The 24,838-nt window shown below is 59.9% G+C and carries 28 protein-coding genes and 1 tRNA gene; 19 read left to right on the top strand and 10 right to left on the bottom strand.

From position 1 onward, the window contains the following. Window positions 1-2 precede the first annotated feature (2 nt). From VJU77_00760 to VJU77_00745, 4 genes are read left to right on the top strand one after another with little or no spacing between them, the layout of a single operon-like run. A complete protein-coding gene (locus tag VJU77_00760; protein HKP01865.1) occupies window positions 3-251 on the top strand; it encodes a hypothetical protein in 249 nt (82 codons plus the stop codon). A gap of 48 nt (window positions 252-299) precedes the next feature. Then, the gene (gene pyrR / locus VJU77_00755) at window positions 300-878 is read left to right on the top strand and encodes a bifunctional pyr operon transcriptional regulator/uracil phosphoribosyltransferase PyrR (GenBank protein ID HKP01864.1); all 579 of its coding nucleotides are present in this window, start codon (window positions 300-302) and stop codon (window positions 876-878) included. Further along, window positions 875-1,825, top strand: coding sequence for an aspartate carbamoyltransferase catalytic subunit (locus VJU77_00750; GenBank protein HKP01863.1), 951 nt, complete (start codon window positions 875-877; stop codon window positions 1,823-1,825). The genes pyrR and VJU77_00750 overlap by 4 nt, the downstream gene beginning before the upstream one ends. Then, the gene (locus VJU77_00745; GenBank protein HKP01862.1) at window positions 1,822-3,102 is read left to right on the top strand and encodes a dihydroorotase; all 1,281 of its coding nucleotides are present in this window, start codon (window positions 1,822-1,824) and stop codon (window positions 3,100-3,102) included. Before VJU77_00750 ends, VJU77_00745 begins: the two co-directional genes overlap by 4 nt. Window positions 3,103-3,199: 97 nt before the next feature. On the opposite strand, the gene VJU77_00740 is transcribed toward VJU77_00745, so the two are convergent. Then, on the bottom strand, window positions 3,200-3,649 hold the full coding sequence (locus VJU77_00740; GenBank protein HKP01861.1) for a CBS domain-containing protein: 450 nt from the start codon (window positions 3,647-3,649) through the stop codon (window positions 3,200-3,202). Window positions 3,650-3,774: 125 nt separating this feature from the next. Continuing rightward, window positions 3,775-3,960 (bottom strand): hypothetical protein, encoded by a 186-nt coding sequence (locus VJU77_00735; GenBank protein ID HKP01860.1) that lies wholly within the window; start codon window positions 3,958-3,960, stop codon window positions 3,775-3,777. Window positions 3,961-4,000: 40 nt separating this feature from the next. Here VJU77_00735 and VJU77_00730 point away from each other — a divergent pair, with 40 nt between their 5' ends. Further along, entirely contained in the window at window positions 4,001-4,984 is a 984-nt protein-coding gene (locus VJU77_00730; GenBank protein ID HKP01859.1) for a WYL domain-containing transcriptional regulator, read from the top strand. A 164-nt stretch (window positions 4,985-5,148) separates the two neighbouring features. On the opposite strand, the gene VJU77_00725 is transcribed toward VJU77_00730, so the two are convergent. Together VJU77_00725 and VJU77_00720 are read right to left on the bottom strand one after the other, a co-directional pair. Further along, window positions 5,149-5,301: a hypothetical protein gene (locus tag VJU77_00725; GenBank protein HKP01858.1), complete on the bottom strand. Its 153-nt coding sequence runs from the start codon at window positions 5,299-5,301 to the stop codon at window positions 5,149-5,151. Next, window positions 5,298-5,531, bottom strand: coding sequence for an addiction module protein (locus VJU77_00720; protein ID HKP01857.1), 234 nt, complete (start codon window positions 5,529-5,531; stop codon window positions 5,298-5,300). Before VJU77_00720 ends, VJU77_00725 begins: the two co-directional genes overlap by 4 nt. A gap of 140 nt (window positions 5,532-5,671) precedes the next feature. Here VJU77_00720 and VJU77_00715 point away from each other — a divergent pair, with 140 nt between their 5' ends. Next, window positions 5,672-5,872 (top strand): hypothetical protein, encoded by a 201-nt coding sequence (locus VJU77_00715; GenBank protein HKP01856.1) that lies wholly within the window; start codon window positions 5,672-5,674, stop codon window positions 5,870-5,872. 42 nt (window positions 5,873-5,914) lie between these two features. On the opposite strand, the gene VJU77_00710 is transcribed toward VJU77_00715, so the two are convergent. Then, window positions 5,915-6,454 (bottom strand): hypothetical protein, encoded by a 540-nt coding sequence (locus VJU77_00710; protein ID HKP01855.1) that lies wholly within the window; start codon window positions 6,452-6,454, stop codon window positions 5,915-5,917. A gap of 185 nt (window positions 6,455-6,639) precedes the next feature. On the opposite strand from VJU77_00710, the gene VJU77_00705 reads away from it, so the two are divergent. Then, window positions 6,640-6,849 carry a hypothetical protein gene (locus VJU77_00705; GenBank protein HKP01854.1) on the top strand — a complete coding sequence of 70 codons (210 nt, stop codon included), beginning with the start codon at window positions 6,640-6,642 and terminating at the stop codon, window positions 6,847-6,849. 33 nt (window positions 6,850-6,882) lie between these two features. Here VJU77_00705 and sufD read toward each other — a convergent pair whose 3' ends face one another. The 3 genes from sufD to sufC all read right to left on the bottom strand — a co-directional run bounded on the left by sufD (window position 6,883) and on the right by sufC (window position 10,504). Beyond that, window positions 6,883-8,241: a Fe-S cluster assembly protein SufD gene (sufD, locus tag VJU77_00700; protein HKP01853.1), complete on the bottom strand. Its 1,359-nt coding sequence runs from the start codon at window positions 8,239-8,241 to the stop codon at window positions 6,883-6,885. Window positions 8,242-8,309: 68 nt separating this feature from the next. After that, window positions 8,310-9,719: a Fe-S cluster assembly protein SufB gene (gene sufB, locus VJU77_00695; GenBank protein HKP01852.1), complete on the bottom strand. Its 1,410-nt coding sequence runs from the start codon at window positions 9,717-9,719 to the stop codon at window positions 8,310-8,312. Between the two features lie 11 nt (window positions 9,720-9,730). Next, window positions 9,731-10,504, bottom strand: a complete 774-nt coding sequence (gene sufC, locus VJU77_00690) for a Fe-S cluster assembly ATPase SufC (protein HKP01851.1) — start codon at window positions 10,502-10,504, stop codon at window positions 9,731-9,733. A 198-nt stretch (window positions 10,505-10,702) separates the two neighbouring features. On the opposite strand from sufC, the gene VJU77_00685 reads away from it, so the two are divergent. Both VJU77_00685 and VJU77_00680 read left to right on the top strand, forming a co-directional pair. Further along, a complete protein-coding gene (locus tag VJU77_00685) occupies window positions 10,703-11,227 on the top strand; it encodes a response regulator (protein HKP01850.1) in 525 nt (174 codons plus the stop codon). 85 nt (window positions 11,228-11,312) lie between these two features. Then, window positions 11,313-11,383, top strand: a tRNA-Gln gene (locus VJU77_00680). A 155-nt stretch (window positions 11,384-11,538) separates the two neighbouring features. Here the strand turns inward: VJU77_00680 and VJU77_00675 are convergent. Continuing rightward, on the bottom strand, window positions 11,539-11,865 hold the full coding sequence (locus tag VJU77_00675; protein ID HKP01849.1) for a helix-turn-helix transcriptional regulator: 327 nt from the start codon (window positions 11,863-11,865) through the stop codon (window positions 11,539-11,541). Window positions 11,866-12,591: 726 nt separating this feature from the next. Here VJU77_00675 and VJU77_00670 point away from each other — a divergent pair. The 10 genes from VJU77_00670 to VJU77_00625 all read left to right on the top strand — a co-directional run bounded on the left by VJU77_00670 (window position 12,592) and on the right by VJU77_00625 (window position 23,851). After that, a complete protein-coding gene (locus VJU77_00670; GenBank protein HKP01848.1) occupies window positions 12,592-13,692 on the top strand; it encodes a hypothetical protein in 1,101 nt (366 codons plus the stop codon). A gap of 51 nt (window positions 13,693-13,743) precedes the next feature. Next, window positions 13,744-14,931: a hypothetical protein gene (locus VJU77_00665; protein HKP01847.1), complete on the top strand. Its 1,188-nt coding sequence runs from the start codon at window positions 13,744-13,746 to the stop codon at window positions 14,929-14,931. 121 nt (window positions 14,932-15,052) lie between these two features. Further along, window positions 15,053-16,294, top strand: coding sequence for a hypothetical protein (locus VJU77_00660; protein ID HKP01846.1), 1,242 nt, complete (start codon window positions 15,053-15,055; stop codon window positions 16,292-16,294). 51 nt (window positions 16,295-16,345) lie between these two features. After that, window positions 16,346-16,849 carry a hypothetical protein gene (locus VJU77_00655; protein ID HKP01845.1) on the top strand — a complete coding sequence of 168 codons (504 nt, stop codon included), beginning with the start codon at window positions 16,346-16,348 and terminating at the stop codon, window positions 16,847-16,849. Between the two features lie 34 nt (window positions 16,850-16,883). Further along, window positions 16,884-17,930, top strand: a complete 1,047-nt coding sequence (locus VJU77_00650) for a hypothetical protein (GenBank protein ID HKP01844.1) — start codon at window positions 16,884-16,886, stop codon at window positions 17,928-17,930. A gap of 18 nt (window positions 17,931-17,948) precedes the next feature. Next, window positions 17,949-18,827: a hypothetical protein gene (locus tag VJU77_00645; GenBank protein ID HKP01843.1), complete on the top strand. Its 879-nt coding sequence runs from the start codon at window positions 17,949-17,951 to the stop codon at window positions 18,825-18,827. 3 nt (window positions 18,828-18,830) lie between these two features. Beyond that, window positions 18,831-20,018 (top strand): hypothetical protein, encoded by a 1,188-nt coding sequence (locus VJU77_00640; GenBank protein ID HKP01842.1) that lies wholly within the window; start codon window positions 18,831-18,833, stop codon window positions 20,016-20,018. 46 nt (window positions 20,019-20,064) lie between these two features. Continuing rightward, window positions 20,065-21,582, top strand: coding sequence for a hypothetical protein (locus VJU77_00635; GenBank protein ID HKP01841.1), 1,518 nt, complete (start codon window positions 20,065-20,067; stop codon window positions 21,580-21,582). A 33-nt stretch (window positions 21,583-21,615) separates the two neighbouring features. Continuing rightward, a complete protein-coding gene (locus VJU77_00630) occupies window positions 21,616-23,073 on the top strand; it encodes a dipeptidase (protein ID HKP01840.1) in 1,458 nt (485 codons plus the stop codon). Next, window positions 23,063-23,851 carry an amidohydrolase family protein gene (locus tag VJU77_00625; GenBank protein HKP01839.1) on the top strand — a complete coding sequence of 263 codons (789 nt, stop codon included), beginning with the start codon at window positions 23,063-23,065 and terminating at the stop codon, window positions 23,849-23,851. The genes VJU77_00630 and VJU77_00625 overlap by 11 nt, the downstream gene beginning before the upstream one ends. Here VJU77_00625 and VJU77_00620 read toward each other — a convergent pair. Next, window positions 23,804-24,826 (bottom strand): hypothetical protein, encoded by a 1,023-nt coding sequence (locus VJU77_00620; GenBank protein ID HKP01838.1) that lies wholly within the window; start codon window positions 24,824-24,826, stop codon window positions 23,804-23,806. The two genes, VJU77_00625 and VJU77_00620, sit on opposite strands and share 48 nt — an antisense overlap. Window positions 24,827-24,838: the final 12 nt, after the last annotated feature.

The following is a 24,838-nucleotide window of genomic DNA, read 5'->3' as shown; positions in this document are numbered from 1 at the left end:
ATATGAAAAACAGTGCCGACATGTCCGCGGCGGCGCAGAGCGAACAATCGCAGTTCGTCAAAAACTCGGTGCTCTACAAGGAGTTCCTCGCCGAGCGGGAGGAGATTTTGAAGCATAAATGGATCGAGAGCGAAAAAGCCGGAGCCGATATCGGTTTTGAAAAGGCGCTGCTCGATTGGATCGTGAAATATCGATCCAGTTGGCGGAACAAGCGGATGAAGGAGGCAAAGGCCGAGACGACCACCGCTTAATCTGCCACCTTCCTTTAATGCGATCCCGCGAGGTCGCGAAGGAACCTTGTGAAACCAAACCCTTCCACTTCTTCATCCTCATCCACCACCGGGCCGGTGATGGATGCTTCCGCGATTAATCGCGCCCTGCGCCGGATTGCGCATGAGATCGTCGAGCGGAACCCGGAGCTCGGCTCTGTCATTCTGGCGGGAATCCCGTCCCGGGGCGCCGCGATCGCGCAACGGCTCGCGGAGATTATCCGGTCGTTAGGCCAAGGCGAAGTTGGGTCGGGCGCGATCGACGTTTCGATGCATCGCGACGACGTCGGGATCCGGCGGGATTTGCCGCGGGTCCAGGCTTCGACGCTGCCGTTGCCGCTCGAAGGGAAAACGGTCGTGATCGTGGATGATGTGCTCTCCACCGGCCGCACGGTGCGCGCGGCGATGGACGCGATCGGTTCGTTCGGACGGCCCGCGCGGATCCAGCTGGCGGCGTTGATCGATCGCGGGCATCGCGAATTGCCGATCCGGCCCGATTACGTCGGGAAAAATCTGCCCACCGCACCAGAGGAACAGGTGCGCTTGCAGCTCCAGGAAATCGACGGCGAACCGGACGCCGTCCGGGTCGAAAAGGGAGGGGTCGCATGAGCAACGGCGAGAAATCCGAGCTGCGCTGGCAGCGAAAAGATTTACTCGGGATCCGCGAGCTCTCGGCGGACGAGATCACTTTTGTTCTCGATACGGCGGACGCTTTCAAGGATGTGGGCACCCGCGAGATCAAGAAAGTGCCGGCCTTGCGCGGTAAAACGCTCGTGAACTTCTTCGTTGAGCCGAGCACGCGGACCCGGACGTCGTTCGAGATCGCGGCCATTCGGCTGAGCGCGGACGTCATCAATATCTCCGCTTCCTCCTCCAGCCTGGTCAAAGGCGAGACGCTCAAGGACACCACGAAAATCCTCGAAGCCTATCACGCCGATTTGATTGTGATCCGGCACAGCTCCTCTGGCGCGCCGCAGTTTCTGGCCCGCCGCGTCAAATCGAGCATCATCAACGCCGGCGATGGAGCGCACGAACATCCGACCCAGGCCCTGCTCGATCTTTACACCATCCGATCGCGCAAAGGCGGCGTCGACGGACTGCACGTCGTCATTATCGGAGATATTCTTTTCAGCCGGGTCGCGCGCTCGAACATTTTTGCCCTGACGAAACTGGGAGCGCGCGTCACCCTGGTGGGTCCGAGCACGCTGGTGCCGCCTGAGTTTGAAAGGCTCGGTGTCACGGTGACCCACGATCTGGATTCGGTCCTGGAAAGCGCGGACGTGGTCAATTTGTTGCGCATCCAGCACGAGCGGCAACGAAAGGAATATTTCCCCGGGATCGGCGAGTACATCCGGCTGTTTGGCCTCACCAAAGAGCGAGGGAAACGGCTGAAGCCCGATTGCCTGATCATGCATCCCGGCCCGATTAATCGCGGCGTGGAAATCGACAGCGAACTGGCCGACGGCGCCCAGAGTGTGATTCTCGAGCAGGTCAGCAACGGGATCGCGGTGCGGATGGCGGTGCTTTATCTCTGCGGAGGAATTTCCACGCCATGAGCACGGTGATTCTTCGCAACGGCCGGATCATCGATCCGGCAAACCACCGGGATGAAGTCGCGGATTTGTTTATCGTCGATGGAAAAATCACCGACGGCTCTCAACTCTCAACCCTCAACTCTCAACCCGACGAGATTGACGCAAGCAATCTCGTCGTCGCCCCGGGCCTGATCGACTTGCATGTCCATCTGCGCGAACCCGGCTTCGGTTGGAAGGAAACGATTGAATCCGGGGCGCGGGCGGCGGCAGCGGGAGGATTCACCACGATCGTTTGCATGCCGAACACGTGGCCGGTGGCGGACAGCCCGGCGACGATCACCTGGATTCGGCGCGCGGCGGAACGGGCTTGCGTCAACGTTTTGCCCTCGGGGGCGATCTCAAAAGGCCTAATGGGCGAAGAGCTGGCCCCAATCGGTTCGCTCAAACAAGCGGGCGTTGTCGCCATCACGGACGACGGCCGTTGCGTCCAGAACAACGAGCTCATGCGCCGCGCGGTCGAATACGCGCGGATGGTTGGCGTGCCGGTTCTCGATCATTGCCAGGATTACAACCTGGTCGGCAACGGGGTCGTGCATGAAGGCTACTGGAGCACGCTCCTGGGGTTGCCCGGCTGGCCGAGCATTGGGGAGGAAGTCATCGTGACGCGGAACATTCTTCTCGCGAACTGCTGCGATCACCAGGTCCATTGCCAGCATCTCAGTGCGGCGGGGAGCGTTCGGCTTCTGCGGGAAGCGCGAGGCCGCGGCGTGAAAATCAGCGGGGAAGTCTGTCCGCACCACATCGCGTTGACGGATGACGCGATTCAGGACTTCGACACCAATTGCAAGATGAACCCGCCGCTGCGAGCGAAGGAAGACGTGGCCGCGCTCCTCGAAGGAATCGCCGACGGCACCATTGAAATCCTGTGCAGCGATCACGCGCCGCACGCGCAGTTCGAGAAAGAAGTCGAGTTCGACGCCGCGCCGTTCGGGATCGTCGGCCTAGAAACGGAACTCGGATTATTTCTTGATCTGCTCGTGCACAAAAACAAAACGATCGAGCTGCCCCGATTGATTGAGATGTACACCGTGAATCCAGCGCGATTGCTTCAGATCGACGCCGGTACGTTGTCGGCCGGTCAGGCCGGCGATGTCACGCTGATTGATCCTGATCTGGAGTGGACCGTCGACGCCTCGAAATTTCAATCGATGTCGCGGAATACGCCGTTCGATGGCTGGAAACTGAAAGGCAGAGCGGTGCGGACGATTGTGGGCGGGAAAACGGTTTGGGCGTTGTAGGCGTTTTTTCGTCCTTCGTCCTCGTTCTCGGGCTCGTCCTCGATCTATAGCCGATTCGAGCACGAGCACGAGGAGGAGGACGAGGACGAGAGAAGAACTACCCGGTGTAGCCGCCGGAAATATACATCTCCAAATGCTGGATGGCGGCGGATTGGGTGGCGATGACCCATTTCACCAGGTCGCCGATCGAAATCACTCCGCGAATTTGGTCTCCTTCGAGCACGGGCAAATGTCGGATGTGTTTGTCGGTCATCATCCGGAGACAATTCTCGACCGGTTCGCGCGGACTGACGACGGTCAGTTCGCTCGACATGATTTCGCGCACGAACGATTCCCGGGACCTCTTCCCCCGCAGCATCACCTTCCGGGTGTAATCGCGCTCCGAGATCATCCCGACCGGCCGGTCGTTCTCGGTGACCAGGAGTGCCCCGATGTTTTTCTCGGCCATCAGTGCGATGGCGTCGTAAACCGTTGCGTCGGGCGAGATCGTAAAAGTCTCGGCCCCTTTTTGGGCGAGGATCGCTTCGATAGTTCCGGTTACGTCCATGGCTCCCAGTTTCTGCCGGCGGCAAAACCACCGGCAGGGAACCGAACGTAGCGACCCTCGCTGGCCGTTGCAATACTTTCTCTGCGGACGATAGGAAAGCGGACGCCGCAGCGCGGCGTCCCTACCTAGGCGCGTTCAGCGACGATGAAATCGAACTCCTTTTGCTGCGGGCGCGGCATCGGGGGAACAGCCGCCAGGGATTGACGCAACGCCCGGAGGATGCGGAGTCCGCGCTCGATTCGATCGGGCCGGACAGAATAGGGAACGGCGAGCAGGTGCCGCCGGGGATAACGGATTTTGTATCTTTTCATGGCGCGATCCTAAAACAGGGGGTAGGACATCGACTGTCCGATGGTCAAAAATAATGAAAATTTTTCGCGGCCCCCGCTCGAGCGGATGATGCGGCTGCATGCCGCCCTGAAGGCCCGCCACTTTCCCAACTGCCAGAAGATCGCCGCCGAGCTCGAGGTCTCGGCCAAGACGATCCAGCGCGACATCGATTTCATGCGCTACCGGCTCGGGTTGCCGATCGAATATCACCCGAAGGAATTTGGTTTTTTTTATAGCGAGCCGGTCACGGCTTTTCCGAACATCGAGGTGTCGGAAGGCGAAATTACGGCGTTGCTCGTGGCGCAGAAGGCGCTCGCCCAATACAAGGGGACGCCTTTTGAGAGGCCGTTGCAGTCCGCCTTCCGAAAACTGACCGACGGGTTGAAAGACCGGCTCTCGTTTTCCTGGCACGACCTGGAGGAAGGGATCTCGTTCCGGAGCGCCGGCGCCAGCGCGGCGGACCTTGAATTGTTCGAAGCGGTGAGCCGGAGTGTTCTCCGCTCAGTCGAATTGGAGTTCGAATATCGGAAACTGAACAGTCCCGGCTACGAGCAACGGCGAGTCCGCCCCTACCATCTCGGCTGCCTGGAAAATCAGTGGTACCTTTTCGCGGAAGACCTGGAGCGCCGGCAGCTCCGGACGTTCGCGCTTCCGCGCATGCGAAAGGTTTCGCTCACGAACAAAGGGTTTCGCCGGCCGGCGGATTTTTCCATCGCGCAAATCCTGAGCGGAAGTTTCGGCGTCTATTCCTCCGGGAAAAAGCAACGAATCCGGATTCAGTTCGACGCCTTCGCGGCACGCCTGGTAGCGGAACGGAAGTGGCACGAGTCCCAGCGTGTTCGCGAGAAGGCTGATGGCTCAATTGTCCTCGAGCTGGAATTGGGCGGCCTGCAGGAAATCGAGCGCTGGATCCTCAGCTGGGGCAAGCACGCGCGGGTCCTCGCCCCGGCGGAGCTGGCGACGCGCATTCGGGACGAAGCGACCGCGATCGCGAAGCTTTATTGACGCGCGCGCCGGGTCGACCGCACTAGGCTAGACTCGGTCGATCCAAAACTCTGGCCGGCGAAAGCCGTGTGCGATTGCGACAATCCAGATTGTCTGTTCCCGGATGACATAAGCGACGTAGTGCGGAAACACGCGCAGGTTTAGTCGGCGATATCCTTTCGGCCTCAGCCGTGGCAATTCAGGTTTTGGGCAATTCGACCCATGGCGGCGGCGAGTTCATCACGAAACCGGGAACCAAGGCCGGGCTCCTGCGATTCGTAATAGGCAACCGATTCAGCAAATTCCCGCTCGGCTTCGCCAAGCGTAATCAGGTTCATCGACGGAGCTGACGATCAATATCGCGCAACACGTCGGCGAACGGCCGGCCTTGTGCGACACCACTATCGATCATCTGAATCCGACGCTCGATCTCAGCCTCCCACGCCGCATCGACATCTCCGCCTCCGCGCGCCTCATTGTTTTCGAGAATCGCCCGCGCAAGTCTTAGTTGCTCTTTCTGCGGCAACTTGAGCGCCTCTTCCGATAGATCAGCCAACGTCCGGCTCACAGGTCCAGGATAAGACTTTCGCCAATGGTTGTCGAGGGGGTGCAAAATTTTGTGAGAAGTTCATGGATAATTCTCCGTTCGACCGCCGGCGCTGACAACCGCATAGACTTTTGGAGACGAAGTACCCATAGAGGTTTTTAATGCCCGACAAGAGATGGCAAAAGAACGATGACGGCTCGGAGTCCACGACGAAGATTAAGCAAGTTGGTGACATAAAAGAAACACACCATCTGACGACGGCGGGCGGCGGCACTCGCAAGGATCACAGTCACGTTGTCATTCGCGAAAAGGCCGACGGGACAAAGAGCGCGCATGCCGCGCCACGCAAATCGAAGCGGTAATCAGAAGATCAGCCCACGCAATGTGGGGCAGCATAGTTTCGTTTATAGAACTGGCGAAATCGTCGCTTTGCTCTGCGGATCATTATAGGCTGATGGGAGAAACACCGGTCTCGTAACGCTCGGCTTCCAAGGCCAAATTGAAGCGTTGAGCCAGCGGTGCTTCGCAATACGATCGAGCTTCGTAGGCTGATCAGTCTGGACACGCCACAAGCCGGTGAAAATCTGGCTTCTGAGTCGCTCCAAACCTTCAACTGCCTTCTTTCTACAATCCTCTCCGTCCCGGTATGCCTCCCAAGAACGAGGACGAGCGAAGGGATCGATGAGCCAAAGCCCGTCGTAGTCGCGGACGACCATTGAAAGGAAACTGATGTTGATCGGGATCTCGGCACCGGCCTCCTCAAGTTGTTGACGAACCTCATCGGTTACAATTATCCGCGGGTAGACCGCTGCTCTTCTTTCCAATTCGTACGCGCGGTTCAGGCCTTCCCCGAATATGATCCGCTTTTTGTGATACGTCGATCCTCGAGCGATTGCGCCACGCGTCAAAATCGATAAACGCGACAACCCGTTCTTCCAATTCATTCGCCATCTCGTAGTCATAGAAATACTGCGGCCTTCACTGCCCGCCACCGATTTCCGTTGCCGGAAACGCAAGGACATACATCGGAATTCCTGATCTGGGTGCCAACCGAGATCTCTATCTTTGCGGCGATTCGCAATTGCTTGCAGGACTACGCACATTTCGCCAGTGCGTGTACAATGACCGGATGGAGCATAACCTGACCATCCGCTATGTAATCGCGATCCGAAGCGAAAAAAGGATACCGAAGCTCTACAAACTTTTGCTCCCCAGCGAAGAGAGATTGATGGCGTTACGATCGCTCAACCGGATGAACATCAACTTTCTCTCATTGTATCCTGACGTCGAAGGCGCATCGCTGTATTGCAATATGACCCTTGAACTCGACCATTACTGACGCCCGAAATACCGCGAAGAGGTTCCGCCGACCTTACCGCCGCGCGAATTTCGCCTCGATCAGCTCGTGGACGAGACTGGTGATCGCCGGATGATCGAGGCGATCGACGACTTCGTTGAGGAAGCCGGAGACGAGGAGCTGTTTCGCGACCGGCGCCGGGATGCCGCGTGAGAGCAGGTAAAACATTTCGTTTTCGCTGATCTGGCCCGAGGTCGCGCCGTGGCTGCACTTGACGTTGTCGGCCAGAATTTCCAGGCCGGGCATCGAGTTGGCCTCGGCATCGTCACTCAGCAAAAGATTGCGCACCGTCTGATAGGCGTCGGTAAAATGAGCGTGCGGTTCCACCCGGATCAGGCCGCCGAAGGTGTTTCGCGCCCGATCGTTCAAAGCGTTCTTGTAAAGAAGATCGCTCGTAGTGTGCGGGCTCATGTGGTCCTGAAGAGTGCGAGCGTCGAATTCCTGGCCGTTATCGGCCACGGACACCGCGAGAAGATCGCTCCGGGCGCCTTCACCGATGAGGCGGCTGAGGCTTTCGAAGCGGGAATAAGCGCCGCCGAGATGGACGTTCAGGCTCAAGGCGGACGCTTCGCGCGCCACGGAGGTTGAGTTGATCTGGATCGAGAGGACTTTCTCGTTCCAGTTTTGCGTGCAGACGTAATTCAGTTTCGCGCCGCGCCCGACGACCAGATCGTTCACGCCGCAGGCGAACCCGGCGCGGTCCGGATGCACGGAACCGAAGTGCTCGATCACTGTCACCTTCGCCAGCTCGTCGGCGATCAGCAACGTATGGGGAAACACGCTGGCGTTCTCCCCATGAAGCCAATGGAAAATTTCAATCGGCAGCTTCACCTCGATGCCGCGCGGGACATAGACAAACGTTCCGGAGGCGACCCAGGCCTGATGCAACGCCGCAAATTTCGCCGATCCGAGCGTGGCCGGCTGCGCCATGAAATGGCGGCGGAACAAATCCTCGTGCTCGAGCAAGGCCCGTTCGAGCGGCATCAGAAGGACGCCGCGTTTTCGAAGCGCTTCGGGAAGCGGATCGCGCCGCAACAGTTGTTCATCCGCGAAAATAAGCCGCCCGGAGACCGCCTCGAGCGCGACGGAACGATCGAGCACCTCGCCGCGTTCGGCTTCCGTTAATTCGGCGCTCTTTGTGTAGCGGGAAAGATCGAGCGCATTGACGCTCGAGAATCGCCAGGGCTGATCTTTCCGGTTCGGAAGTGGAAGCGACTCGAATGTCGTCCAGGCGGCGCGCTGTTGATCCCGGAACCAGGCGGGAAGCCCGGTTCCATGGGAATCGGAAGGGCCGGAGAGAATCGCCGGCCCGGAATGTTCCTGCGGCGTTTCTCGTTCCATCACTTCATCAAGGAGAGCTGTCTGGTTAGTCATTCCCGAAATGAGACGCAAACGGCGGCCCGAAGACCGCCGCCGATTGCCCTTGTCTTGGGGGCCGAACCCTAGCCGACCGACCCCTCCATCTCAAGCTCGATCAGGCGCTTGAGCTCAACGCTGTATTCCATCGGAAACTGACGCACCAGGTCGTTGACGAAACCGTTCACGCTCAGGCTCATCGCCTGCGCCTCGGTCAGCCCTCGCTGTTGCATGTAAAAAATCTGCTCCGCGCTCACCTGGCTGACGCTGGCTTCGTGTTGCACGGAGTTGCCGGTCCCGCGGACTGTGATCGCGGGATAAGTGTCGGTGCGGCTGGTGGCGTTGATCAGGAGCGCATCGCACTCGGTGTTGTTCTTGCAGTTTTTGAGGTGCTTCGGGATCTGGACCAGGCCCCGATAAGTCGCCCGGCCTTCGCCGATGCTGATGCTTTTGGAAATGATATTGCTGCTCGTTTCGTCGGCCGCATGCACCATCTTGGCGCCGGTGTCCTGGTGCTGCCCGTCGCCGGCCAGGGCGATGGAAAGAACTTCGCCGCGAGCGCGCCGGCCTTTCATGATCACGCCGGGATATTTCATCGTCAGGCGCGAACCGATGTTGCAATCGATCCATTTCACCTCGGCGTCTTCGTGGGCAAGCCCGCGCTTGGTCACGAGGTTGAAAACGTTCGAGGACCAGTTCTGGACGGTGATGTACTGCAGCTTCGCGCCTTTCAACGCGACCAACTCGACGACCGCGCTATGAAGCGTGGCGGTGTTGAACTTCGGCGCCGTGCATCCCTCCATGTAGGTCAACTCCGATCCTTCGTCGCAGATGATCAGGGTGCGCTCGAATTGGCCGAAATTCTCGGCGTTGATCCGGAAATACGCCTGGAGAGGGTGCTTCACTTTTACGCCGGGCGGGACGTAGATGAACGATCCGCCGCTGAACACCGCCGAGTTGAGCGCGCTGAATTTGTTGTCACCCGTCGGGATGACTTTGCCGAACCATTTCCGGAAAATTTCCGGATGCTCCTTCAACCCTTCGCGGCTGCCGACAAAAATGACGCCCTGTTCGCCGACGGCCTTCTTGATGTTGGAATAAACCGCCTCGCTGTCGAATTGGGCTTCGACGCCGGCCAGAAATTTCCGTTCCTGTTCCGGAATACCGAGCCGCTCGAACGTCCGCTTCACGTCATCGGGCACTTCCTCCCAGCTACGCTTCGGTTGGGTCCCTCCGCTCAGGTAATAGCGGATGTTGTCGAACACGATCGCCTCCAGGTCCTTGCTCGCCCAGTGGGTCGGCATCGGCTTGCTCATGAAAGTCTTGTAAGCGTTCAGCCGGAATTCGCGCACCCAGTCCGGGTCCTCCTTGATGTCGGAAATGTAGTGAATCGTTTTTTCCGTCAGACCTACCCCCGCGTCGTGGGTGTGGGTTTCGGGATAAGCGAAATTCCCGACGTTCCGCTCGATTTCCAAAGGTGATGGTTCTTTGCCCATAAAATTCCTCGTCAGGCCAGAGCCGGCTCGCCCACTTCGTCCGGCAGCGCCTCATAACTTTCGTAGCCTTTTTCTTCCAGCTCCAAGGCGAGCTCTTTCCCACCGCTCCGCACGATCCGGCCCTGGACCATGACGTGAACGTGATCGGGAACGATGTAATCGAGCAAACGCTGGTAGTGCGTGATCAAAAGAACGCCGAGGTTCGGGCCGCGCAGGGAATTGACGCCGTGGGCCACGACTTTCAGCGCGTCGATATCGAGTCCGCTGTCGGTTTCGTCGAGAACAGCGTATTTCGGCGCCAGCATGGCCAGCTGAAGAATCTCGTTTCGTTTTTTCTCACCGCCCGAAAAACCCTCGTTCACGGACCGGGCGGTGAAGGATCGATCCATTTCCAGGAGATCCATTTTCTCATAAAGCTTCGCGTAATAGTCCGTAGCCTCGAGTTCTTCTCCCTCCGGCAAACGCGCCTGGACCGCCGCACGCAGAAAATTCGCGATCGTTACCCCGGGAATTTCGCTCGGATACTGGAAGGCGAGAAAGAGCCCCTGGCGAGCGCGTTCGTCCGGCTCGAGTTCAAGGATGTTCTTGCCGTCCATGGTCACTTCGCCCCCCGTGACTTTGTAGTCAGGATGCCCCGCGAGCACTTTGGCGAGCGTGCTTTTCCCAGAACCGTTCGGCCCCATGATCGCGTGGATTTCGCCCTTCGGCACGGTCAGCGACAGTCCCCGGATAATTTCCTGGTCTGCAATCGAGACGCGCAGATTATTAATGGATAGCTGGTTCATTTTTGGGGAAGCAAACATAGTCCGTTTTGCCGGCTTTGCGAACGCCGAAATCGGTTTCTGTTTCCATGGGGCGGGGCCGAATTGCCGGAGGACATTTCATCGCTAAAGCGCTCGTTATGAAAATTCTAAAGCAGGGGCATTTTTCCTGCTCTATTACGCTGGAAACATGAGGCTTATCGCAACCTCATTCCCAAACAAATGACCAGCCAAACAATGCCTGTAACTACCGCCTCCGAATCCATTTTGCCCCCGAAAGCCTCTTCGCCCGCCGCGCCCGAGACCATTGGTCACGCTCTCCCGGCGAGGCCGCGACGGATCCTGGTGGTGGATGACGAGCCAGCCGCGCGGGTTCTGGGCAAACGCGTTTTTTCCGAAGCGGGATTCGAAGTCGCCACCGTCCAATCGGGTTTCGAATGCCTGGAGCTCTTCCGGCAGCACCCCCGCTACTTTGATCTGATTTTGCTCGATCTTTCGATGCCATTCATGGATGGCGAAGAAACCTTCACTCGCCTGCGCGCCATCAATCCCAATGTCGTCGTGCTTTTGAGCACGGGTTTCATGGCCCAGGAGCGCGTGGATCGAATGCTGGCCGCCGGGATGGCCGGATTTTTGCGCAAGCCGCACAATCCCGCTGAGCTGGTCGCCCAGGTCGAATCCGCCCTGAAGAAGGTCAGCATGTCTCGCGCGGGCTGCGCGACCAGCGACATGACCGCTTCAATCTGAGAAGCGGGCGGGATGATTTGCGAATTGCGATTTGCAATTTGCGATCTAAGAATGTGAGCGGCGAGCGCCGCCATCGAAATTCGATTACCCCGTGGTGTAACGGTAACACAGCGCCCTTTGGAGGCGTTATTCATAGTTCGAATCTATGCGGGGTAGCCCCGTAAAAGGGCTTCGCCCTCACGTGGTTGATCTCTGCGGGCTCGCGGCAAAGTTCAAAAGGCGTCGACCGGCACCGCTTTTAAAACATATTACCTTTTACTCGGACCTGACCGCGTGAGGCGAAGCCTCTTACGGGGTAGCCACGTCACCGCTTAATTACGACCTGCTGGATTGCACGGTTGGGAAGCAGGTTCGCGATTGCTCCCGGTGGCGTTCCCCCGATCGCGCGGAAACGAGGTCTGTTCAAGAATCCTTGCCACCATGGCAGCTCGTGAGCTCACGCCGAGTTTTGCAAAGACCCGGCGCAAATGGGTGCAAACAGTCCAGCCGCTGATTTCCAGGACGGCGGCGATCGCCTTGTTCGGGTAACCCTTTGCAATCATCCTCACGATTTCCTGTTCCCGCGGACTCAACTTTATCGGGGCTTTCGATGGTTTTTCAGAGCGGACAAGCAGACAGCGGATGCCCTCGATTTCCATGTCCATGAGGACGTCACCGGCTCCATTGCTACCCTCGGCTCTGAGCTCGCCCGGTTTTCTCGAATGAGTCGACTGCGCGACGATTTTACGAATGAGCGTGCGAAAACTCGGGGCGACCTTTAACGGTCGCGGACCCGGCCGTGCTTTGGTGGCGGCTGGGCCCAATGATTTTTTTGGCCTCGTCCCGTAGATCTTCACCTTCAGTTCTTTCAGGGGGAGTTTCGATCACCAGATTTTCCGAGCTATGCGTGTTTCTTATTGCCGGGTGCGTCATGAGTAAGCAAGTCGATTCTTCATTGTTCGATTCGTCAAATCGCCCGGAATTCGAATTACGCGCATAACTGGCAGATCGGGGCAGCTCTAAGCCAGCCTGCGGCTCTTGAGGTTTTGGGAGAGTCGTGTTCGCTGATCTCGTTACCAAAAAGGGGGGACGACCCAGCGGGCCGGCTTATTTTATTAGTTAGCTTTGCGGAGGGGTGGGGTTCCTTTCGCGCAAATTACTATCCGTTCGCAGCCGGCGGCGCATGTCGCACGAAGATGCGACACCTGACAAAGTGAAGCTTTCAAGAGGTTCCCCAGTTTGGGTGAAACATATCCAGGTGTCGTCTGAATCGGGTTCATCCCAACGTGTGACTAGTGGCAAAACGAAGCCGGTACTAATCTCCGCTCCAACACGAGGCACAGGCCAAAAAAAAATCAATCCGAAAACAATAACTGGAGACTCAAATGAACCGATATCTGGAGCATGAACTCGAAGGAGAACTCGAAGCTGAAGGTGAGTTGGAAAACGAACTGGAGGGCGAGTTGGAACTCGAGGGTGAACTGGAATCCCACGAGCACGAAGGCGAATTCGCCTCTGAATTGGAAGGCGAAGGAGAATTCGCGAGCGAGTTAGAAGGAGAGGGAGAGCTGGCTGGCGAAGGCGAGATGGCCGGCGAACTTGAGGCCGAAGGCGAACTCGGCGAGCACGAACAAGGGGAGCAGTTTCTTGGCAACCTTGTCTCCGGCCTGGGCAGCCTCCTCGGCGAAGGGGAAGGCGAGGGGGAAGGCGAAGGTGAACTCGGAGAATTCGAATTCGAGCACGAGCAGGGCGAGCAATTTTTCAAAAAAGCCTTTCGCGGCATTTCGAGCATCGTTCGGAAGGCCGCACCGATTCTTAAGAACATAGCCAAGGTTGCGGCGCCGACCGTCGGCAAGGCGGTCGGAGGGTTCTTTGGTGGTCCCGCTGGAGCGATGCTTGGCTCGAAGTTGGCCAGCCTGGCAGCGCAGCAATTACGCGAACAGGAAATGGGTGGCTCTTTTGAGATGGAGTCTCACGAGCTTGAGATGGGCGAACACGAACTGGGCGAGCAGGAGGTGCCTCAACAACTTGCCGAGCATGAAGCCGAGGCGGAAGCGATGGCGCATTACGCCGCGTTTTCCGAGAGCGAACACGAAGCTGAGGCGATGGCGGGAGCCGCCGTCACCATCACGATGTCGCCGCGCGACCGGCGTGCTTTGCGCAAGCTCGTGCCCAACCTCGTCCGTGGCGCCGCCATCCTCACACGCGTGCTTCGGATGCGCGGGGCCACGCGGCCATTTGTGCGCGTCGTGCCTACTATCGTGCGCCGGACTGTTCGAACGCTTCGCCGCGGGGCGGCGGCCGGCCAGCCGATCACTCGCCGTCGCGCGGGCCAGGTGATGGCACGCCAGACGCGCCGCGTTCTCAGCAGTCCACGTTACTGCGGAGCAGTGCTTCGCCGCAACATTCGCGTCGCGCGAATGGTCGCTCGTCCGGGCTCCATGCGCACCATGAATGGTGCGATGCGCCGGGGCCGTTCGATCTAACCGCCTTACCCTGCCATTGACTACCCTAACTTATCAAACCGAGGAGCTAATATGTCCGCCGCCACCGAACTGGAATTGGAAACTGAATTCGAACTAGAAAGCGAAGGCGAATCTGAACTCGCCGGCGAACTGGAACAGGAGCTGGGTCTCGCTCATGAGCTGGCCAACGAGTTCGAGCTCGAGCACGAGCAGGAAGCCGAGCACGAGGCGTTTTTCAATAATTTGGCCGCGATGGCCGACCGCAGTGGGCGCTCGCAGGCCCTGCGACGCATCGCTCTGGCGGCGGCACGTTCGGCCTTGAAGGGACAGGCTCGGCCCTGGCCCGTTGTCCAGGGTGAGGGCGAGTTCGGCGAACTGGAAAGTGAATTCGGAGAGCTCGAAGCCGCTCACGAATTCGAGTTCGAAGCCTCTCCAGGGCAATTGGCCCAGTTCGTTGCCGAGATGGAACACGAAGGTCACGCCGCCGCGGAAGCAGCCAATGAGCAGGAGGCGGCGGAGCATTTCCTTCCGCTCATCGGCCTGGCCGCGAAGTTTGTCCTGCCGAAGTTGGCCGGACTCGCGGCCAAGAAACTGGGCGGGATGGCGGCCAAGAAGATTGGCGGCAAACTGATCGGCCGGGTGGGAGGGCAACTGCTCCGCAAGGTCGGTCCGCGCATGATGAATCGTGTGACCCCTCAACTCACTCGTGGCATCGCCAATGTGACGCGGACGCTATTCCGGAACCGGGCGACACGCCCACTGATCCACGCTATGCCCCGCATCGCCCGCACCACGGTAGCACGGCTCGGCCGGCAGATCGCCAGCGGCCGCCGCGTGACCCCACAGCAAGCGCTTCGCACGCTCGCGCAACAGACCGCTCGCACCGTCAGCAATCCGCGCGCTCTGGCGCAAACCTATCAAAGGTCTCTGGCACTGGACCAGCGCTACCATCGCCGCACCCGCCGCGTGTTGGGCCGTCCAGCCGGCGCGCCGGTCCGCGCTGCCAACGATCCCGGCTCGCCCACCGCAGGCGTTGCCTTCCCGGGAGCATTCCCGGCCGGGGTAATGCCAGGTTATCCGGGAGTAACCGCGCCGGCGATGGGCGGGTGCCGCTGCAATTGCCTGCCCTTCGGGGCGGCGGGGTACTCGATTCCGACGATGGCAATACCGCCGGTCACGGCAATACCGCCGGTCACGGCGATGCAGCCGGTCATGCCGATGTCACAGTCCGTTCCGACCTGCCCGACCTGCGGGCGCTGAGAAAAGAGCTGATCACTTCCCGACCCAAATGAGTACCGCCGCTCCAGCATCCGCGCCAGCCGCCTTGGGTGCCCGGAACGGCGCTCCGAAGCGGCAGACCAGTGCCACGCAGCCTGTTCTGATGCCTTGGATCCGGGCCCAGGGGCTCAACCTGGTGCGACACACCAAGGCGCTGCGCAACTTCACTCGCGAAGAATTTGGCACAGGTCCGGAAGCTCCGACTGAAGGCCACGTCCAGGCGGTCAACAAATTGCTCGGATCCCTGCGAACCGGCCTGGTTCGCCGCGCGCGGCAGATGATTGAGTTCTCCGCGGCGGCCCGCCGGAACCCGACACGTGGGCGCCTCACCGCCTTGGTCACGCACAAGCATCACGCGCACGATTGGGTCAAAGGCATCGAAAAGATTTGGGACTTCTATTTCGAGTTGTTCGGCCAGAGGCAATCGCCATTCGGCTTGTGGCTGTTGAGCACCGACCGCATCGCGCTGGATTGCTACCAGGTGACCTACCTCGGCATCGGCAAGGAAAAATCAGTGCCTGCGCCCCCACCCTTTTGTTACATGCGCACCGGCTTCGGTCCGGCGACGTATAAGCGCGGCATCAAACTGCGGCAGCTTGGCAGTCAGTACAATCCTTTTCCGCTCATCCAGCTTCCGTATCACCGCATGGTTAATCCATGGACGCTTGGGGCGGTGCTCCACGAAGTGAGCCACAACACCCAAAGCGATCTCGGCTTGTCGCGCGCCGTGCCGCTGGCCATCGCGCGCGCGCTGTTGCGGGCAGGTCTCGGCCGCGAAGTCGCGCGCGTCTGGGTGAAATGGAATAGAGAAACTTTCGCGGATCTGTGCGGGCTCTTGCTGGGCGGGCCGTGCGTCGTCGCATCGTTAATGGATGTAGTCGGCCGTTCTCCGCAGATCACTTATTACTTCGATCGAAACGGGGTTCATCCCACGCCGTACCTGCGCGTGCTGATTAGTGTGGAGCTGCTCCGGCGGATGGGCTTTCTGACCGAAGCCGAGAAATATCGGCAGGCGTGGATGACGCTTTATCCCGGGCCCGCGAGGGGGACGTTTCCGAAAGAGATTTTGCTCACCGCGCCAAAGGCCATCGCGCTGGTGGTGGATGCGTTGTGCTATCGGCCCTTCCCGGAAATCGGGAACCGGACGCTGTCGGAAGTTTATCGGTTCGGCCAGAAGGAACAGCGGATGATCGAGGAATGCGCGCAACGCCTCGCCGCCGGCACTGATCCCGGCATCGTGCCGGAACGTTTTCTCATCGGCGCGGCGCGTTACGCGTTAGACAATCGCCTGGCTGGCGCCGACGCCATCCGGGATGGGTTTTATCGAGAGTTGGCGAGGAGATGATGGATGAGTCTGGAAACCACATTTGAATCGTTGCGCGGTCAACTGGCCCGGTTGCAGGAGGCGGTGTCCGCTTTGCACGTTACCGTGACCGAGGATAAACCGGCCGCCGGCGCGGTCGTGCTCGTGGACCAGTTAGAAAACCTGGTGACGGATTTGTCTGGTACCGTGGAAGAAGCCGATGCCCGCGCCGCGCAGATAATCTTAGGCAGCCAGCTCAACGGCCCGTCGGACCAGAGTCGGATTGCCTTGCGGGAGATTCACGGGCTAATCAATCGGTTCACCGCCTTGTATGCGGACGAACTCTCCGCGCACGATCCGATCGCACAGCTTTTGGAAATGGGCCGTGAGCGCGGACGCGAGTGGCGCGACTGGAGTAAGGTCGTGAAGACGGCCATCGAGCGATGCGCCGCGCCGATGAAAGCCGCGGCGAGCGCGATCATGGAATGCTGGAGCGACCTGGCCGAGCGCCTCACGCGGAACTCTGTCTCCGTCCAGGCGACCAACATCGGACAACACATCACGCTGCGCGAAGATCAACTTGAACTGAAAACATGAACCCGAACACGAATACGAGCGGAAGGAACTGACTATGCCAAATGGAACTAGAGACGTCGTGGAAGACGCCGTCATTTACCCGATCCTGACCAAAGAGGTCAACGGTTATGGTGGTGGCGGCCGCAATGGCAAATCGCCGGGATCCTCCGGCGGCTCACTCACCCGCACAGCCCAGGGCGCCTTGCGCGATATGCTCGGCTGGCGTTATCGCGCCGACGATCCCAAGGGCTTCCTTGCCGCCTTGAACAAGGCGGTGAACCTCAAAGAAGTCGAGGGCCATGTCGAATGGACGTGGAATGCACGCCCATTCACGGTGCAAGCGGACCTGGGGGAAGTAACTGGAGCCCAGGCGAGCATTTATGCCCGTGCCAAAGTCGCCCTGGATAACGCCCTGCCTCTGCTTGATGGATTAAAGCCTTTGCGGCCGGATGCGGATTCCGAGAACACGGCCGCTACCCAGGCTTTGGTGCGTTCCGCCTGGACAGAGCTGGTGGGAGAGCTTGGCACTTTGGGCGGTCCCAGGATCCAACGCGTCGATGACTACTTTGTGCGGCTGCTCGCCCTGAAGCCGGGAGACGTGGGCATAGTGGATGCGGATCAGGTGGGCGGTTTGCTCGGCGAATTGCGCAAACGATTCGGCCTGGATTCCGATCGTGTGCTCACCGTGGAGGAAGAACGAACCTACACCGACTTCATCATCCTCGTGGATTACACGAACACGATTTTCCAAACCTGGGGCAAGCAACGGAAGTCGCTCTTCCGTAATGCAACCGGCGCGAAATATCTCGGCACAGAACTGGTTTGGATCTCGGAGGCCCTGGCTGTCATCGTCGAATCCGTCCACGAAGCCTACGACGCGATGGACTCGGTCTTCTTCGGACCGGAGGAACGTCAGGTGACCCTGCTCGAGTTCGATAATGGTGAATCCATCACCGTGGCCGAGCTGTTGAGCTGGATCGAAAATTTCGCAGGCGTCGAAGCGCCGCAATTCATCGAAAGCTCCGGTAAAGATGGTGTCGGCGCCGTTCGGGAAACGCTGAACCAGATCAACCGGCTGCTGTCGCAAGTTGTCACCGAGTAATCAACCCAGGAACCGTTTATGAACACAGACACACTTCCATATGCAGTCACATCACCACGTGTCGGGGAGGCGCTCAAGGCACTTGTCCACCACATCAATTACGCCATCACGCTGACCGGGTTGGAACCGGTTAAAACCTCGGAGCCGGTGTTGAGTGGGGACTCCCTTCCTCCGCTTCCCAAAGTCACGGAAATCAAGCCGGACGAGATCGCTTATGAAGATCGCCAGAATGTTGCCCAAAAAGGTCTCCAGGTAATTGGTCAGAATCTCGATGGAGTTCGCGAGGTGCGCCTGATCCAACGTCACGTGGTGGGAGCCTTGACCGCCTCGGCCTTGGACGATCAGATCAACCATTCGAAGGTGAACGGTAAGCCCGACGGGAAAAGCTTCACCGCGCAAATTGCCGGGCTGTCCTTTTTGCCTCCCGGCAGTTACAAACTACAGCTGATAAACGAAACTGGAGAGACCACGCTCTCCCCCGGTTCCGTCACGATCCATTCGCCGAAAGAGACGTATAGCAAGCCACCCCACACCTATGGTACGCAACCCGCGCCGACACCTCCTGCCTACGGCATTGAGGAGATGATCCCCCCTTTCGGGCACGCAGGCCAAACACTGTGTGTCCGCGTGATTGGGAAAGGGGCGTGCTTCACCGATCAGACATGCTTCACGTTCGCTCCCGCCGGGCCGAAAGTCGAGCTCACGACGCTTCTTTCAGCGCATATGGCGGTGCTCAAGGTCTGCATCCCGTCGGAAGTCTCCACTCGGGAATTTGAGCTGAGGGCAACAACTGGCACGCAAGCGGACAGTGCAGCTTTCACCGTTCATCAGGAGCACGAGAATTGGTGGAACCACTTAAAAGATGTCTTCGGGAACCACAAAGCTTGGAGAGACTGACCTATGGCAAACGAAAACGATTATCAACAACTTCTGGATCGCCTCAGCGCGTTGCGCGAGGGGATGACGAACCGATTCGCGGGCGACTTGGTCGGAAATCCGCCGCTCGCCGATGCGCTGAAACAACAGGTCGACGACATCCTCGCTTCAGTGGTGAAGCAGGACATGCAGGCCAAGCTGCCGCCAGACAAGGGGCTGGCCCAGCTCGCCGGGATCGGCGCCGAAGCCGCGGATGAATTCGGCAAAACCCGCATCCCGCAAGGCGTCGAGCCGTACGATGAGCAAATCACGTCCGAACGCCTCGTGGCTGTGGGTGACCTGTATTACATCTATCAGCACGAAAAGATTGGCGTCTTCCGTGTGATCCGGAAGCTGAAGGAACTGTTTCACGCCGGGGCAGTGCGTTTGTCGAGCGGCCCGGGGGCGTTCCGGCTCTACCAGTTCGATCGCCGCGATGTGTTGCGTTACACCCTGGCCGACCGCTTGATGGCGTATCGTCGCGCCTTCGGCTACGGCAACGCGCCCGTGCCGCAGGGCACCACACCCAACGTGGAATTCCACAATCAGTTCGGCCACTTCGTCAACCAGGTGGCGCTCTTCTGGCGCGACAAGCGAATCAGCGACGTCGTGCGCGAACGTGCTTACGATCCGAGCTTCGGAAGCATCGCGATTGTGCGCCGGTCGGGGCTGGATTTGAGAAACAACCTCAAGTTCACCTCCTTTGGCCATCTCAACGTGATGCGCGTGGAGGTCATGCAGCTCCTGGAGGAAGCCTTCAAAATCCTTGGCGCCGAAGACGTGAAGAATCTCTTCGGGACGGATAATGCCTGGGACACCGTGGAAGAAATCCTGGTGCGCTACTTCAACGAGCGGCTGGTCACCTCGCCGCGCCAGCGCATGGGTGTCGCTGGGCGAGAAATCCTGCGCTGGGTCGCGCAACCCCACATCATGAAAATGCAGCGCGGCCAGTTCGAGGCACTGCTCCTCGAGATCGCCGAGTTCGCCGAGGAATGGCTCACCAGCGCGCAATCCATGGGCCTGGCCAAACGCATGGAGACCAATCGCGTGATGTCCTGGGGCGCTAACGGAAGCAACGGGTCATCCTTCGGCGACATGGCGCCTCCTCGGGCGGCGCGGCGGGCGGCTGTCCGCGGGCGGCGAGCGCGCATGGCGGCAATGGGACGATCATGAGATAGCGCCGCAAACGGAGATCCCGCTCTCGAAAAGCATCGCCCGAATGCAACCACCACGCACCGAGTTCCAGTTGGAGCACGAACTGGAAGCGGCCGCCTTCGGACTTGAAGCGGAGCATGGAAGCGCCTATCGAACCGCCCGGCAGCAGTATCTGCGGCAACTGCTGACGGATCCGAACCAACCCCGCCATGTCCTGGGCTGGGTCACCCAGGAACTGAATCGCCTGGCGCAGGTTGAGCGGGCGCAACAACAGGGACGCCGGGGGCCCGGCGGCAGCGCGCGAAATCTGCGCGGCGTGCCCGGCCTGGATGTTGGCCACAAACTGGGAAAGCACGACCAGCATGATCCCAGGAATTTCCGGCTGGAAGACGCGCGCTTTAACCGGGCCCGGCCCGGCCTGGCCCGGCGGGTGGGCGTCTTTCAAAAATATCGCGAGGGAGAAGCGAACTTCGAGGCGGAGATGGAGCAAGCCGCCGAACGGATGGACGCGGCCGATATGGCCGGCCAGTTTCGGAACGTCTGGCGCGCGTTCCCTCCCGACATCAAACAAGAGATTCAGCGGCGCGCGCAGTTGATCTGGCAGATGCGGGGGAGCTACCTCGGCCAGTTCCTGGTCGCCCTCAATGGTCTCTTCGCCCAAAACCCCGCGGGCTGGCAGCAGGCGCTGGTGGGCAACCGCGCTGCGACCATTCAACAGCTCGCCTTGCTCGCGGGACAAATGGCGCGACTCCCGGCCAAGGGCGCCACGGTCCAGCGAGGCTTGAGTGATGCGCAAGTGCGCCAGTTTCACCGCCGCCAGCAAGCCCGTGGCCATGTCCCCGGACGCAGCCGGCAAACAGGACGGGACCGGGAACTCGAATTGGAGATCGATCGGGCCAGCCGCCAACTCGAGGCGGAACCGTTCTTTACCAAGGTCACGCCGATCCCCGGTATCGGAAACAAGGAAGGGCACGAAATACTGACGCGCCACGCAATGCGAGGCCTGCCGTTAAGTGCCGCCGAGAAATCGGCGGTGGAATTTGGCGTGATCAGGCCGGATCGCGGCGGTCGGAGCTATTGGAATTTTCCGCGGGCGGCGCTGGGATCATTGAAGGCGGCGGCGCAACCGGCCCACTCGCTGCGACCCACCCCCTCAACCACCGTGCCGGCGGCATTGCGCCTGATTCGAGCCCGGTTCGCTGGCCTGCATGCGCGGGCCTTGCGTGCGTCGAGCCGCTCGACCGCACTGGAATGGCTGGGCGAAGCCTTGCACCTGTTACAGGATTCGTTTTCCAGCGCCCACGTGGAGCGCATCGGCGGCACGGGACGCATCCGCCACATTCGCGCTTTCTTCATCCGTTTCGGCTGGCCTCCACTCTCGAGAGCGCCGCACGAGCACAACGCTCCCTCGGATTCGCGGGACGACGTCTACCTCCATGGCGCTCTGCGCCGCGAGGCGGCCGCCGCGATCCGCGCGAGCCGCGTTTATCTCGTCATGGCGCTTCGCCATTTGCGCGCGCCGCGTGCCCCAGGCCACGCGCGAGAGTTACAAGCATTCATGAACCGGCATCTCGCGAGCTAGTCGTTCTTCGCGCACCCCCAGAATAGCCGGACCATGAACGTCGAAGCTTTCGAGCGCCCAGCCCCGGCGGCTCTCGCGACGTTCGTGCGAAGCAATATCAGCCGGTTTCGACCGGAGTTGCAGGAGTTCGTCCGGATCCCAAGCGTCAGCGGTAATCCTGGTCACGCCCAGGATGTAAAGCGCTGCGCCGAGTGGCTGGCGAAGCAATTGGGTCAGGCCGGCCTTGAACGTGTCCGCGTGCTGCCTACCAAGCGGCATCCGATCGTGTACGCCGAGTGGCTGAGCGCTGTGCGAAAACCAACGGTATTGATATACGGCCACTATGACGTGCAGCCGGCGGAGCCGCTGAACGACTGGAAATTCCCAGCGTTCGGCGCGGAAATTCACGACGGTTTCTTGCACGGCCGCGGGGCCAGTGATGACAAGGGGCAGTTGTTCGCTCATGTGAAGGCGATTGAGTCCCTGCTCAAGAGCACGCGCCGCCTGCCGGTAAACGTGAAGTGTCTCTTCGAGGGTGAGGAGGAGATCGGCAGTCCGAATCTACTGCCGTTTTTGAAACGCAATCGGCGCGCGCTGCGGGCCGACGCCGCCCTGATGTCCGACACCCGGATGCTCGGGCCGGACCAGCCCGCGCTGACCTATTCACTCCGCGGCCAGCTCGCGCTCGAACTGGAATTGCACGGCCCGCACCACGACCTGCACTCCGGCAACTTTGGCGGCGCGGTCCATGATCCGCTTCAGGTCCTGTGCGAAATCGTTGCCCGGCTGCATGACCGCGATGGACGGATCGCCATCCCAGGCTTCTACGAGCGAGTGCGCCAGTGGAACAAAGCGGAGCGAGAATACCTCTCGCGCACCGGACCATCCGACCAAGCCATTCTGCGCGAGGCCGGGTCAACGGCGGCATGGGGTGAACACGGGTATTCCATTTACGAACGGCTGACTCTGCGTCCTTCGCTTGCCATCACCGGCCTTACCGGCGGGCACGCGGGAACTGGGCCGAAAGGCGTCATCCCGTGTCAGGCCCTGGCGAAGTTGAGTTTTCGCCTCGTCCCCGATCAAGACCCGGCGGAGATTGAACTCTTGGTCCGGCGCTTCGTCGTTCGCGTGACGCCGCCGACGGTGCGAGCCACCTTGAGAAGGCACATTCGATCGCGTCCGGCGTTGATCGATCGGAAGCACCTGGCGATGCGGGCGGCCGCGGCCGCCTATAGGCGCGTCTTCGGCAAGATACCGGTTTGGGTCCGCTCGGGTGGCAGTATTCCGGTGGTGAGCGAGTTCCAGCGTTTGCTGGGCATCCCGACGGTGCTGATGGGCTTCGCTTCGCCGGGCGACAGCCTGCACGGGCCGAACGAGAGATTCAGTTTGAAAAACTTTCAACGCGGGATTCTTACCAGCATCGCCTTTCTCGAAGAGTTAGGCCGGCTGCCTCGAATCTCGCCAGCGCACTCTGGCAACGGGATCAAACAGGAAGGAACGCATGATTATTGATTGCCATTGCCATGCCGGGCGGGGCGACTTGTTGACCGCGCCTTGGAACACCGATGCACCGTTAGAGTCCTATCTCCGCCGGGCGCACCGGGCTGGGATTGCGCGCACGGTTGTATTCCCTGCGTTCCATACCGACTACGCTACGGCCAATCGCGAACTGGCTCGCGTGGTGGCGCGATGGCATCCGCGGTTGATTGGCTTTGCAATGGTGAATGCGAAGACCGATGCCGGTCGAGTGCGAGAGATGGTGCGGGAGGCGGTGAATCGATTCGGATTATTTGGGTTGAAAGTTCATGGGCACGAAGCGATGCCCACGCGCGAAGTCTGCGAGGCGGCTCGTGCATTTCGCATCCCCATGCTCGTCGATGTCGGGGGCAAGGCGCATGTCATTGACATGTTTGCGCCGCAATACCCCGAGGTGAAGTTCATCATCCCGCACCTCGGCAGTTTCGCCGATGATTGGCGCGCGCACGAGCGGGTTGTCGAACAGATAGCGCGTTATCCCAATGTCTACGGCGATACGTCCGGCGTCCGCCGTTTTGATTATCTCGTCGAAGCGGTGCGGCGGGCCGGTCCGCACAAAATCTTGTTCGGCTCCGACGGCCCGTGGCTGCATCCGGGTCTCGAACTGCACAAAATTAAATTGCTTGGCCTGGGACCGCGCGCCGAAACGTTGATTACCGGCGAGAACGCGCACCGGCTGATTTTTGGACAAGAGAAAAGTGGCCCATTAGTGCGCTTCGCCACCAGCACTCCCGCCGCCGGCGCGCTCGCCTGAGAATTGTTGGCTGGACGATCGCGTTGACTCCGGCTTTTCGGAGAGCCGCTTGATGTGGTTCATTACCCGCAGATGAACGGCGCGAGTCATGTCGCGCGTCCAGAGATCGAAATACCAGCGGGGGCGAACGTGGAGGGTATACCAACTCGAGCCGATCAACGTGGTGGTGCCGTCGTGGTTGTCCTGGAGGACGAATTGCCCGCGATGCAACGTGATATGGCCGTAGGCTTCAGGATCGGTCGGTTGCTCAGCCACGTCGAAGGTGAGTTTTTCGTTAGGGACCAATTCGGCGACGCGTTCCTTGATCACGATGCCGTTGCTGAAGATGCACTGGCGATCGGCCCCCACGAAGTTGCCGCCGTTGGTGGTGGTAGTCGGATACGGAAGCCCCAACCGGAAAATCCAATAGTCGGGCGAATCCGGGATCTCGGGGAAGGCCAGGACATGCGGCCAAACTTTAGCCGGCGGCGCCTTAATGACGATCCGGTCGGTCACGACATCCTGCCGTTCCGAGTGATAAGCGGTTTCCGCGAGCGTGAGCACCGCGACGAGCGGGAAAATGGTGAGCGATAACTTCGAGTAATCAGGCCGGAACCAGACCCGTCCCACCAGGATTCCGCAAAGGATGAAGACGTAGAGGGCGGGCGAGACGATCACGAGGCAAACGACCCCTTCGCGCAGGATGATCGCGGCAGCGGCCAGACCGACCAACGAAGCCCAGAGGGCGTCGAGACAACTCCAGGCAATGGTCCGATTGAGGTGGCGCCAAAACCACGCGGCGATAAGGCCGACCAGGAATGGAATCAGAAAGAAGCTCGGCCACGCTACGAGCGCGGAAACGTCACTGCTCCGGTACGCTCCAACGAACCACACGACCGCAAAGAGAAGCACCCCGCCGGCCGCATTCGCGACGAGCAAACCGAGCAGCATCTGCCAGAGCGGGCGGCTGGGTGGCAAGGGAGGCGCAGCGTTCATGGCTTTGGAGTT

It is taken from the genome of Chthoniobacterales bacterium (assembly GCA_035274845.1).
Lineage (GTDB): Bacteria > Verrucomicrobiota > Verrucomicrobiia > Chthoniobacterales > UBA10450 > AV80.
The sequence above is the reverse complement of the archived record's forward strand: the minus strand, read 5'-3'. Positions and strand labels throughout refer to the sequence as shown.

What these genes read in the sequence shown, in the direction of transcription:
- VJU77_00760 (HKP01865.1), top strand. Translation starts at nt 3, where the DNA reads ATGAAAAACAGTGCCGACATGTCCGCGGCGGCGCAGAGCGAACAATCG.
- VJU77_00750 (HKP01863.1), top strand. Translation starts at nt 875, where the DNA reads ATGAGCAACGGCGAGAAATCCGAGCTGCGCTGGCAGCGAAAAGATTTA.
- VJU77_00745 (HKP01862.1), top strand. Translation starts at nt 1,822, where the DNA reads ATGAGCACGGTGATTCTTCGCAACGGCCGGATCATCGATCCGGCAAAC.
- VJU77_00740 (HKP01861.1), bottom strand. Translation starts at nt 3,649, where the DNA reads ATGGACGTAACCGGAACTATCGAAGCGATCCTCGCCCAAAAAGGGGCC.
- VJU77_00735 (HKP01860.1), bottom strand. Translation starts at nt 3,960, where the DNA reads ATGAAAAGATACAAAATCCGTTATCCCCGGCGGCACCTGCTCGCCGTT.
- VJU77_00730 (HKP01859.1), top strand. Translation starts at nt 4,001, where the DNA reads ATGGTCAAAAATAATGAAAATTTTTCGCGGCCCCCGCTCGAGCGGATG.
- VJU77_00725 (HKP01858.1), bottom strand. Translation starts at nt 5,301, where the DNA reads ATGAACCTGATTACGCTTGGCGAAGCCGAGCGGGAATTTGCTGAATCG.
- VJU77_00715 (HKP01856.1), top strand. Translation starts at nt 5,672, where the DNA reads ATGCCCGACAAGAGATGGCAAAAGAACGATGACGGCTCGGAGTCCACG.
- VJU77_00710 (HKP01855.1), bottom strand. Translation starts at nt 6,454, where the DNA reads ATGAATTGGAAGAACGGGTTGTCGCGTTTATCGATTTTGACGCGTGGC.
- VJU77_00705 (HKP01854.1), top strand. Translation starts at nt 6,640, where the DNA reads ATGGAGCATAACCTGACCATCCGCTATGTAATCGCGATCCGAAGCGAA.
- sufD (HKP01853.1), bottom strand. Translation starts at nt 8,241, where the DNA reads ATGACTAACCAGACAGCTCTCCTTGATGAAGTGATGGAACGAGAAACG.
- sufB (HKP01852.1), bottom strand. Translation starts at nt 9,719, where the DNA reads ATGGGCAAAGAACCATCACCTTTGGAAATCGAGCGGAACGTCGGGAAT.
- sufC (HKP01851.1), bottom strand. Translation starts at nt 10,504, where the DNA reads ATGAACCAGCTATCCATTAATAATCTGCGCGTCTCGATTGCAGACCAG.
- VJU77_00685 (HKP01850.1), top strand. Translation starts at nt 10,703, where the DNA reads ATGACCAGCCAAACAATGCCTGTAACTACCGCCTCCGAATCCATTTTG.
- VJU77_00675 (HKP01849.1), bottom strand. Translation starts at nt 11,865, where the DNA reads ATGGAAATCGAGGGCATCCGCTGTCTGCTTGTCCGCTCTGAAAAACCA.
- VJU77_00670 (HKP01848.1), top strand. Translation starts at nt 12,592, where the DNA reads ATGAACCGATATCTGGAGCATGAACTCGAAGGAGAACTCGAAGCTGAA.
- VJU77_00665 (HKP01847.1), top strand. Translation starts at nt 13,744, where the DNA reads ATGTCCGCCGCCACCGAACTGGAATTGGAAACTGAATTCGAACTAGAA.
- VJU77_00660 (HKP01846.1), top strand. Translation starts at nt 15,053, where the DNA reads ATGCCTTGGATCCGGGCCCAGGGGCTCAACCTGGTGCGACACACCAAG.
- VJU77_00650 (HKP01844.1), top strand. Translation starts at nt 16,884, where the DNA reads ATGCCAAATGGAACTAGAGACGTCGTGGAAGACGCCGTCATTTACCCG.
- VJU77_00645 (HKP01843.1), top strand. Translation starts at nt 17,949, where the DNA reads ATGAACACAGACACACTTCCATATGCAGTCACATCACCACGTGTCGGG.
- VJU77_00640 (HKP01842.1), top strand. Translation starts at nt 18,831, where the DNA reads ATGGCAAACGAAAACGATTATCAACAACTTCTGGATCGCCTCAGCGCG.
- VJU77_00635 (HKP01841.1), top strand. Translation starts at nt 20,065, where the DNA reads ATGCAACCACCACGCACCGAGTTCCAGTTGGAGCACGAACTGGAAGCG.
- VJU77_00630 (HKP01840.1), top strand. Translation starts at nt 21,616, where the DNA reads ATGAACGTCGAAGCTTTCGAGCGCCCAGCCCCGGCGGCTCTCGCGACG.
- VJU77_00625 (HKP01839.1), top strand. Translation starts at nt 23,063, where the DNA reads ATGATTATTGATTGCCATTGCCATGCCGGGCGGGGCGACTTGTTGACC.
- VJU77_00620 (HKP01838.1), bottom strand. Translation starts at nt 24,826, where the DNA reads ATGAACGCTGCGCCTCCCTTGCCACCCAGCCGCCCGCTCTGGCAGATG.